The following is an 11,176-nucleotide window of genomic DNA, read 5'->3' as shown; positions in this document are numbered from 1 at the left end:
GGATTCTGGTCGTCGGCGGGTGGAGGTGGGGCGAACCAGGTGTCCCAGCAGAAGGAGAACGCGCAGGTGACGAGGGTCTGGCTGGCCAGCAGCAGGCTGCGGACGCCGTGTTCGGTGACGAGGTGGCGGGCCAGGAGCGAGCCCACTCCCCCGGTGCCGCCGGTGATCAGGACGGTGCCGCCGCCGAGGCCGTCGCCGATGTCCAGGACGAGTTTGCCGATGTGGCGGCCCTGGCTCATCTCGCGGAACACCGCGCGTGCGTCGTGGATGTCGCGCAGGGAGAGCGGGGGAAGCTGCACGCTGCCGTCGGCGAACAGGTCCATGACGGCCCGGAACATCTCCTGGAGGGCGTCGGGGCCCGCCTCGTAGAGGTCGAAGGGCCGGTAGTCGACTCCGGGGTGGGCGGCCGCGATCTGGTGCGGGTCGCGGATGTCGGTCTTGCCCATCTCGACGAAGTGCCCGCCGTCGGGGAGCAGGGTCAGTGAGGCGTCGACGAAGGTGTGCGCGAGGGAGTTGAGGACGACGTCGACGCCGCGGCCGCCGGAGGTGCGGCGGAACTTCTCGGCGAAGGCCAGGTCGCGGGAGGACGCCAGGTGCGCCTCGTCGATTCCGAGGGCCTTGAGGGCGGGCCACTTGGCGGGGGCGGCGGTGGCGTAGATCTCGGCGCCCGCGTGGCGGGCCAGTTGGACGGCGGCCATGCCGACGCCGCCGGCCGCGGCGTGGATGAGGACGCGCTGGCCTTTTCGGAGGTTCGCCACCTCGAAGAGGCCGTGGTAGGCGGTGAGGAAGGTGCACGGCATGGATGCCGCCTGGGCGTGGCTCCAGCCGTCGGGGACGGCCACGAGCATGCGGTGGTCGGCGACGGCGGTGCGGCCGAAGGCGCCGCTGAAGATGCCGGTGACCCGGTCGCCGGGGGTGAACGCGGTGACGTCGTCGGCTACTTCGAGGACGGTGCCGGAGCCCTCGCTGCCGAGTCCGGCGTCGATGGCGGTGCGGTCCACCAGGCCGAGCGCGATGGTGACGTCGCGGAAGTTGAGTCCGGCGGCCTGTACGGCGATACGGACCTGACCGGACGTCAGGGGTGCTTCCACCTCGGGGCAGGGGACCCAGGTCAGGTTCTGGAGTGTGCCCTTGACGGGGATGCCGAGGCGGTGGGCTCCGGCCGGCGGCGCCTCGATGCGGTGCTCGGCCGCCTGGACCGCCGCCAGCCGGGGGATCAGCAAGGTGCCGTCGCGCAGGGCCAGTTGGTCCTCGGCCAGGGCGAGTACGTCCGGCAGGCGGGTCCAGGAGGTGTCCGTGTCGTCGAGGTCGATCAGCTTGAACCGGCCGGGGTGTTCGGTCTGGGCGGAGCGGATCAGGCCCCACACGGACGCGCCGGGCAGGCTCTCGACGCTCTCGCCCTGGCCGGTGTCGACGGCCAGGCGGGTGAGGACCACCAGGGTGGAGGCGGCGAGGGCTTCTTCGGCGAGGAGGCGCTGGATGTGCTCCAGGACCCGCTTGCCGGCGTCGGCGACGGTGTCGAGCAGTCCGGCCCCGGTGGTGGCGTCGTCGTCCAGGCACAGGACGATGTGGGCGGGTGCCGGTCCCGTTGGGACCTCGTCCATCGACGCGTGGTGCACGGCGGGGCTGTCGTGCGCGGCGGTGAGGCGGGCGGACAGGCCGCCGGGGGCGCCGAGGACGGCGAACCGCCCGGGGTGGGCCTGGCGCCCGGTCTCCTTCACCGGGCGCCACCGCAGTTCGTACAGCGGCTGTTGCCGGCCGTGTGCGGAGTGGACCTGCTCGGCGCTCGCGGGGCGGAAGGCGAGGGTGGCGACGGAGGCGATCGGGCGGCCGTTCTCGTCGGCGATCGTCAGTGACACGGCGTCCTCGCCGGCCGGGGTGAGGCGGACCCTGACGGTGGGCGGGCAGGGGCCGGCCAGGTCCACGCCGGACCAGGCGAAGGGCATGCGGCCCTGCTCGCCGGTCACCTGGATGACGCCTCCGGCGATGGAGGCGTGCAGGACGGTATCGAGCAGGGCCGGGTGCAGGGCGAAGGCGCCGCCGGCGGTGGGGTCGGTGGTGTCGGGGAGGGTGGCGAGCGCGTAGAGGTCCTCGCCGTGCCGCCAGACCTCCCGCAGCCCGCGAAAGAGCGGGCCGTAGTCGAAACCGGCGTCCGCGAACGTGTCGTAGAGGCCGCTGATGTCGAGCTGCTTCGCCCCGGCCGGTGGCCATGCGGTGAGCGCCGGGGCGGGGGCCGGTGGGGTGCCCGGTGCCAGGCTGCCGCTCGCGTGGCGGGTCCAGGAGCCCTGGCCGGGGGTGTCGTCGCCGCTTTGTGCGTACACGTCCAGGGTGCGGCGGCCGCTGTCGGCGGCGGCGCCGACGACGACGCGGATCCGTACGTCGCCGCTCTCGGGCAGGATCAGGGGGACGGCCAGGGTGAGTTCCTCGACCCTGCCGCAGCCGGTGTGGGCGCCGGCCGACAGGGCCAGGTCCAGGTAGGCGGTCGCGGGGACGACGGCGGCGCCGAAGACGGCGTGGTCGCCCAGCCAGCCGTGGCTGCGCAGGGACCACAGGTCGGTGAAGACCCGCTCGTCGGTGCCGGGGTGGTCCACCACGGCGCCGAGCAGGGGGTGTTCGGGGGCGGTGAGGCCGGCGGAGGTGACGCTGGTGGTCTGTGTCCCGGCGCGGAAGTCCATCCAGTAGCGCCGGTGTTGGAAGGCGTACGTCGGCAGGTCCACGCCGCGGCGGGGGCCGGACAGGGCACGGAAGTCCACCTCGGTGCCGCCCACGTGCAGCTGGGCCAGTGCGCCGAGCAGTGCCTGGGGGGCGGTGCGGTCACGGCGTGACGCCGGGACGACCAGGGTGTCGTGGATGCCCTCTGCGGCGAGGGCCTCCTTGGTGATGCTCGTGAGCGTCGCCCCGGGTCCCACCTCGACGAAGACGCCCGCGCCGGCGGCGCGGGCGTCTTGCACCGCGTCCCAGAAGCGGACCGGGTCGCGGACGTGGTCGACCCAGTAGCGGGCGGAGGTGAGCTCCTGGAGTGTGGCCTCGCGGCCCAGCCGGGTGGAGACGAGGGGGATCGTCATCTCGCCGTCGGGCAGGTCGCCGAGCGCTGCCGCGAACTCGTCGAGGACCGGGTCCATGAGCGGGGAGTGGAAGGCGTGGGCGACCGGGAGGAGCTTGGCCGAGACGCCGTCGGCGGCGAGCTGGTCGCGCAGGGCGTGGACCTGTTCGCGCAGGCCGGAGACGACGACGGACTCGGGGCCGTTGACGGCGGCGACGCCGACGCGGTCGTAGGGGCCCAGCAGGGTGCTCACGTGGGTGGGTGAGGCGCGGACGGCGAGCATGGCGCCGGGTTCGGTGACCTGTTGCATGGCGCGTCCGCGGGCGGCGACGAGCCGGGTCGCGGTGTCCAGGTCGAGGACGCCGGAGACGTGGGCGGCGGCGATCTCGCCGACGGAGTGGCCGATGAGCCGGGCGGGTGTGGGGGCGTACCGGGTGAGGAGGCGGTAGAGGCTGACCTGGAGGGTGAACAGGGCGGGCTGGGCGATGTCCGTGCGGTCGCGGCCCTCGGGCTCGTCGGCGAGCAGGACGGGCTTGAGCGGGTGGGGCAGGTGGGCGTCGAAGCGGGCGCAGATCTCGTCGAGGCTGCGCGCGAAGACGGGAAAGGTGTCGTACAACTGGCGCCCGACGCCTGCCCAGGGGGAGCCCTGGCCGGGGAACAGGTAGACGGGGCGGCCGGGTTCGCCGGGGGCCGTGCCGCGTACGAGGGCGGCGGAGTCCTTGCCCCGGCTCAGTGCGTCGAGCGCGCCCAGCAGTTCGTCCCGGTCGTGGCCGAGGGCCACCGCCCGGTGCTCGAAGCGGGTGCGGCCGGCCACCAGCGTGTGGGCGGCGTCGAGGAGGTCCAGGTCCGGGTGGGCGGCGGCGAAGTCGTGCAGGCTGCGGGCCTGGGCGCGCAGCGCCTGTTCCGAGCGCGCGGACAGCGCCCAGGGCACCGGCCCGCTCTGGCAGTAGGGCTGGTGGTCCTCGTCGTCCTCGTCCTCCTCGGGGGGCGCCTGTTCGAGGATGACGTGCGCGTTGGTGCCGCTGACGCCGAACGCGGAGACGCCCGCGCGCCGGGGCCGGCCGTCCGGGGTGGTCCAGTCCCGGGTTTCGGTGAGCAGTTCCACGGCTCCGGCGGACCAGTCGATGTGGGTCGAGGGGCGGTCGACGTGCAGGGTCGGGGGCAGCAGGCCGTGCCGCATCGCCATGATCATCTTGATGATGCCGCCGACACCGGCGGCCGCCTGGGTGTGGCCGATGTTGGACTTCAGCGACCCCAGCCACAAAGGGTCCTGGGTGTCGCGGCCCTGGCCGTAGGTGGCGAGCAGGGCGCCCGCCTCGATGGGGTCGCCGAGTGTGGTGCCGGTGCCGTGGGCCTCGACCGCGTCGATGTCGCCGCTTCCCAGGTGGGCGTTGGCCAGCGCGGCGCGGATCACGCGCTGCTGGGCGGGGCCGCTGGGCGCGGTCAGGCCGTTGGAGGCGCCGTCCTGGTTGATGGCCGTGCCGCGGATCACCGCCCAGATCCGGCGTTTGTTGCGGCGCGCGTCGGAGAGCCGTTCCAGGACGAGCATGCCGACGCCCTCGGAGAAGCCGGTGCCGTCGGCCGCGTCGGCGAACGCCTTGCAGCGGCCGTCCACCGCCAGGCCTCGCTGTTTGGACATCTCGCGGAACACCTGTGGCATTCCCATGACGGTGACCCCGCCGGCCAGGGCCAGGGTGCATTCGCCCTGCCGCAGGGACTGCACCGCCTGGTGCACCGCGACCAGCGAGGAGGAGCAGGCGGTGTCGGTGGAGATGGCCGGGCCCTGGAGGCCCAGCGCGTAGGCGACCCGGCCGGAGGCCACGCTGAGCAGGGAGCCGGTCTGCGCGTAGCCGGCGATGGCCTCGGGGGTGGTGAAGTGGTTGCCGTAGCCGAAGTAGGCGAGTCCGGCGAACACGCCGGTGTCGCTGCCGCGCAGGGACTCGGGGTCGATGCCGGCCCGTTCCACGCACTCCCAGGACGCCTCGAGGAGCAGGCGCTGCTGCGGGTCGGCGGACAGGGCCTCGCGCGGGTTGATGCCGAAGAAGTCGGCGTCGAAGTCGCCGGCGTCGTAGAGGAATCCGCCCTTGCGGGTGTAGCAGGTGCCGGGGTGGTCGGGGTCGGGGTCGTAGAGGGTGTCCAGGTCCCAGTTGCGGTCGTCGGGGAAGTCGTCCACGGCGTCCGCGCCCTGTCGTACCAGCTCCCACAGGTCTTCGGGGGAGGCCACCGCGCCGGGGTAGCGGCAGGCGACGCCGACGACGGCGACGGGTTCGGTGGCGGCGTCGTTCAGTTCCTTCAGGCGCTTGCGTGTCTCGATCAGCTCGATCGATGTGCGCTTGAGGTAGTCGAGAACCTCGGCGTTGTTGTCGTGTGTCATCGCTTTCCCCTAGCCGAGCTCTTTGTCCAGCAGCGCGAGGAGTTCTCCCGCCGAGGCCGCACCGATCTGGTCGACGATGGCGACCGGTGACCCGTCGTCGTCCGCCATCGCACGGACTCGGCCCTGCAGTGCGCCGAGGAGGGTGGAAATCGTGGTCCGGTCCTGTTCCGCGAGGGTGCGGAAGGCGTCCTCGAGCCGGGCGCCCAGGTGCTCGATCTGGGTCACCAGGTGATCGGCCGGGGACTGCTGTGCGGCGCCGGGGTCCGGGGTGATGCGCGTGCCCAGGAACTGGGCGACGGCGGTGGGGGTCGGGTGGTCGAAGACGAGGGTGGCGGGCAGTTTCAGGCCGGTCGCCGCCGCGAGCTTGTTGCGCAGTTCCAGCGCGGTGAGCGAGTCGATGCCGAGGGTCTTGAACGTCACCGCGGGGGCGACCCGCCCGGTGTCGGCGTGCCCGAGGACGAGCGCGGTCTGCGTCCGCACCGCGTCCAGCAGGAGGGTCTGTGCCTCGTCCGCCGGCAGCGACCTCAGGTGCTGTTCGAGCGGCACGTCGGCGGCCTCCGGCCGCGCGGATCCGCCGGGTTCGGCGGTGGTCCGGGCGAGGGCGCGCAGCAGCGGGGAGGCCGTCTGCGCGGTGCCGGCCGCCGTCGGGTTCAGCAGCGCCGGTACGAGCACCGGTTCGTCGAGGGCGAGGGCGGCGTCGAAGAGGGCGAGTCCCTCTCGTGAGGACAGCGGGCGCACACCGCGGCGCCGCAGGCGCTCGACGTCGGCTTCGCTGATGTCGGCGCTCATGTCGCTGCGTTCGGCCCAAAAGCCCCAGCACAGTGCGCTCGCGGCCAGTCCGCGGGCGCGGCGGGCCTGGGCGAGGCCGTCGAGGAAGGCGTTGGCCGCCGCGTAGTTGGCCTGTCCGGGTGTGCCGAGCACGCCGGCGATCGAGGAGAACAGCACGAACGCGGACAGGTCCAGGTGCCCGGTCAGTTCGTGCAGGTGCCAGGCGCCGCGCGCCTTCGGCGCGAGGACCGTGTCGAGGCGCTCCTCGGTCAGTGCCTGGACGACGCCGTCGTCCAGGACGCCCGCGCAGTGGATCACCGCTGTGAGCGGGTGCTCGGGCGGCACGGCGGCGATCAGTTCGGCGACGGCGTCGCGGCGGGAGACGTCGCAGGCCGCGACCTGGACGTGGGCGCCGGCCGCGGTCAGCTCCTCGCGCAGTGCCGCCACCGCGGGGGCGGCCGGGCCGCGCCTGCTGGTCAGCACCAGCCGGCGTACCCCGTGCCGTTCGACCAGGTGCCGGGCCAGGATCGCGCCGAGGCCGCTGGTGCCGCCGGTGATGAGCACGGTGCCGGAGCCGAGCGCGGGCGCCTTCGGTGCTCCGTCGCGGAGTGCGGGGGCCGCGGGGGCCGCGTGGGCCAGGTGGGGGGTGCTCGCGTGGCCGGCCCGGATCTTGAGCTGGGCCTCGCCGGTGGCGGCGGCGGCCGGGACCAGGGCGAAGGACTCGGGCCGGCCGTCGGTGTCCACGAGGGTGAAGCGCTGCGGGTTCTCGGTCTGCGCGGTGCGTACGAAGCCCCAGATCGCGGCCGCCGCGGGATCGGGGTGGGCGATGTGGTCGTCGTGGAAGGCGTCCCGTGTCACGAGGACCAGGCGGGAGGCGGAGAACCGTTCGTCGGCCAGCCAGTCCTTCGTCCAGCGCAGCACGCGGTGCAGGCGCTGTTCGGCGGCGGCGGGGGTGTCGCCGCCGGTGTGGTCGTCCTGGTCGAGGCGGGCGATGACGAGGGGGGGTATCTCCGCGCCGGACGCGGCGAGTGCGGCCAGTGCGGCGGGGCCGGTGAGCGCGGCGGGGCCGGCGGCGGCCGGCGCGTGGGCCTGCCGCGTGTCGGGGGCGGCTCCCAGCACCGTGCAGCGGGGCGCCGACTGCCCGGAGGGGACGGCGAGGGGGGCCCAGTCCACCTGGAACAGCGCGTCCTGGTGGTCGAAGCTCAGCGCGGTCAGTTCCTCGGCGTCCACCGGGCGCAGGCTCAGCGAGGCGACGGAGCCGATCGGCGTCCCGTGGCCGTCCGCGAGGGTCACGGACAGCGTGCCCTCTCCCGCCGGGGCGAGCCGCACGCGCAGGGCGGTGGGCCGGCCGGCGGCCAGGCGCAGTCCGGTGCAGTGGAAGGGCAGTCCGCCCTGGGGCCGGGAGGTGCCGGTGACGGGGACCAGGGCGGCCGGGAGCAGCGCGGCGGTCAGCAGCGCCGGGTGGATGCGGAAGCGGCCCTGCTCCGCGCCGTCGGCCGGCGGCAGTTCGACCTCGGCGAACAGGGTGTCGCCGTCGCGCCACACTCCGCGGGTGCCGCGCGGCAGGGGCCCGGAGCCGGCGGCGGCCGGCCCGGTGTGTTCGTCGCCCAAGGGCACGGGGGTCGCGCCCGGGGGCGGCCATGCGGTGAGGCCCTCGACGGCGGGTGCGGTGCCGGATCCGGCGGTCCCGGTGGCGTTGCGCGTCCAGGTGTTCTCGCCGCCGGCGCGCGAGTGCACGCCGATGGCGCCGGTGTTGTCGATGACGACGCGGATCTCGCGTTCGGCCGTGCGGGAGAGCACCAGCGGGGTGTGCAGGGTGAGTTCGTCGACGCTGTCGTGGCCCGCCTGGTGCGCGGTCCAGACGGCCAGTTCCGCCAGGGCCGCGAAGGGCACCAGGACGGCGCCGTGGACGAGGTGGTCGGCGAGCCAGGGGTGGCGCTCCAGGGACAGGCGTCCGCTGCCCGCCACTCCCCCGCGCCCGCCGCCGTCGTCGGGCAGGTCGATCACGGCGTCGAGCAGCGGGTGGTCGCAGGTGCTCGCGGCGGTGGTCTCGGCGGGGGTGTTCAGCCAGTAGCGCCGGCGCTGGAAGGCGTACGTGGGCAGCTCGGCCCCCGCGCCGTCCGCGCCGTCCACGCCGTCGAAGGCCGCCTCCCAGGAGACGGTGAGGCCGCGGACGAAGGCTTCGGCGGCCGACTGGTGGAGCCGGGCGAGGCCGCCCTCGTCGCGGCGCAGCGAGCCCACCACGAAGCCGGTGGCGCCGGGGGTGGCGTCGAACATCTCCTGGACGGTCATCACGAGCAGCGGGTGCGGGCTGAGTTCGACGACGGCGCTGTGGGGTTCCCGCTCGACCAGGCGGCCCATGGCGGTGGCGAACTGCACCGGCCGGCGCAGGTTCTGGTACCAGTAGCCGGTGTCGAGCTCGAGGGGGTCGATGAGGTCGCCGGTGACGGTGGAGTAGATCGCCACCGGTGTGGGCTTGGGGGTGATGGGGCCGAGTTCCCGCTGGAGCCGGCCGTCGAAGCGGTCCATGAGCGGGGAGTGGCCGGGGACGCTGGACTTGATCAGCCGGGCGCGGGCGCCGTCGGCCTGGCAGGCCGCGACCAGTTTCTCGACGGCTTCGCTCTCGCCGGAGACCGTCGTGGAGTTGGGGCCGTTCACGGCGGCGATGCCGATGCGGGTCTCCTGGCCCGCGAGCATCGTGTGCACGCGGTCCTCGGGCAGCAGGATGCCGGCCATGCTGCCCTGGCCGGTGACGGTGGCCAGGAGTCGGGAGCGCAGGGCGACGATCTTGGCGGCGTCCTGCAGGGTCAGGGCGCCGGCGACATAGGCGGCGGCGATCTCGCCCTGGGAGTGGCCGATGACCACGTCCGGGCGCACCCCCAGCGAGCGCCACACCTGCGCGAGTGCCGCCATGACCGCGAAGAGCACCGGCTGGACGACGTCGATGTCCTCCAGGTCCGCCGAGTCCGGTCCGCCGCACACGGTGTCGATCAGTGACCAGGACACCCACGGCTCCAACGCCTTGGCGCAGGCGTGCAGTTCGTCGGCGAAGACCGGGGAGCTCTCCATGAGTTCGCGGCCCATCGCGATCCACTGGGCGCCCTGGCCGGGGAAGACGAAGACCGTCTTGCCGACCGGTGCGGCGGCTCCCGAGACGGCGCCGGCGGGGGCGGGCTCCTGCCCCGCGGCGACGGCGGCGAGGCGGGCGAGGAGTTCGTCGCGGCCGGTGCCGATGACGACCTGGCGGTGGTCGAACAGCGACCGGGTCGTCGCCAGCGCCCGTCCCACGCCCGCGGCCGTCGCGCCGGCGTTCGCGGCGACGCTGTCGCCGAGCCGTGCCGCCTGGGCGCGCAGCGCCTGACGGGAGCGTGCCGACAGCACCCACGGCAGCGCCCGGGGCGCGCCGGTGGCGGGCCGCGTGTCGTCACCGGCCGGAGTCCGCTCCGGCCCGGCTTCGGCGGGGGCCTGTTCGAGGATCAGGTGGGCGTTGGTGCCGCTGATGCCGAAGGACGACACGCCGGCGCGCCGGGGCCGGTCCTCGGCCGTGGTCCAGGGCCGTGCCTCGGTCAGCAGTTCCACCGCGCCGGTCGACCAGTCGACGTGGGCCGAGGGGCGGTCGACGTGCAGGGTGCGGGGCAGGACGCCGTGCCGCATCGCCATGATCATCTTGATGGTGCCGCCGACACCGGCGGCCGCCTGGGTGTGTCCGATGTTCGACTTCAGCGACCCCAGCCACAAAGGGTCCTGGGCGTCACGGTCCTGGCCGTAGGTGGCGAGCAGGGCTTCCGCCTCCATGGGGTCGCCGAGCCGGGTGCCGGTGCCGTGCGCCTCCACCGCGTCCACGTCGGCGCAGGACAGCCCGGCGTCGGTCAGGGCCGCCCGGATGACCCGCCGCTGGGCCAGGGTGTTCGGGGCGGTCAGGCCGTTGGAGGCGCCGTCCTGGTTGACGGCCGAGCCGCGGATCACCGCCCAGATCCGGCGGCCGTTGCGGCGCGCGTCGGAGAGCCGCTCCAGGACCAGGACGCCCGCGCCCTCGGAGAAGCCGGTGCCGTCGGCCGCGTCGGCGAACGCCTTGCACCGGCCGTCCGCCGACAGGCCGCGCTGGCGGGCGAGTTCGACGAACATGCCCGGGGTCGGCAGGGTCGAGACCCCGCCGGCCAGTGCCAGCGTGCACTCCCCGGAGCGCAGGGACCGTACGGCCTGGTGGATGGCGACGAGGGAGGCGGAGCAGGCGGTGTCGGTGGAGATGGCCGGGCCCTGGAGGCCCAGCACGTAGGCCACGCGGCCCGAGGCCACGCTGAGGTAGGTGCCGGTGATCTGGAAGCCCTCCACCTCGCCGGCCGCGCCGCCGCCGATCCTGGGGCCGTAGTCGACGCCGTACAGGCCGGTGAACACGCCGGTCTGCGAACCCCGCAGCGCCACCGGGTCGATGCCCGCCCGCTCCAGGGCCTCCCACGAGGTCTCCAGCATCAGCCGCTGCTGCGGGTCCGTCGCCAGCGCCTCGCGCGGGCTGATGCCGAAGAACTCCGCGTCGAAGTCGGCGAGTTCGGGCAGGAAACCGCCCGTGCGGGTGTACGTCTTCCCGTGTGCCTCGGGGTCGGGGTCGTAGAGGGCCTCCAGGTCCCAGCCGCGGTCCTGGGGGAAGTCGCCCATGGCGTCCACCTCGCCGGAGACGACGTCCCACAGCTGTTCGGGGGATGTCACCCCGCCCGGGAAGCGACACCCCACACCCACCACGGCGATGGGCTCGCGCGCGGACTCCTCCAGCTCGCGCACCCGCTCGCGCAGTTCCTGCGCGTCACCGACCGCACGTCGCAAGTAGGAGCGGAGCTTGTCGACTTCCTCCACCAGGGGCCTCCCTCAACGGTTGCTTAGAAGAACGGGTGCGGCTGAACGGATTGCGGCTGGACGGATTGCGGCTACAGGTATCCGCGGTCGATCAGGGCGTAGAGATCGTCGTCGCTGCGGCCGTCCGGAGCCGTGTCCTGCGC

General features: G+C 74.1%; 1 protein-coding gene and 1 pseudogene. Both read right to left on the bottom strand.

Going from position 1 to position 11,176, the window contains the following annotated elements:
- Positions 1-5,417: beta-ketoacyl synthase N-terminal-like domain-containing protein (locus tag ACWEBX_RS34400; protein ID WP_451888681.1), on the bottom strand; the 5,417-nt coding region annotated here is incomplete at its 3' end.
- Between the two features lie 9 nt (positions 5,418-5,426).
- Positions 5,427-11,015: pseudogene (locus ACWEBX_RS34395) on the bottom strand (SDR family NAD(P)-dependent oxidoreductase); the annotation flags it as partial.
- Positions 11,016-11,176: the final 161 nt, after the last annotated feature.

This window comes from Streptomyces sp. NPDC005070 (assembly GCF_053600395.1).
Note: the sequence above shows the minus strand (reverse complement) of the source record. Positions and strands in the feature narration are given on the sequence as shown.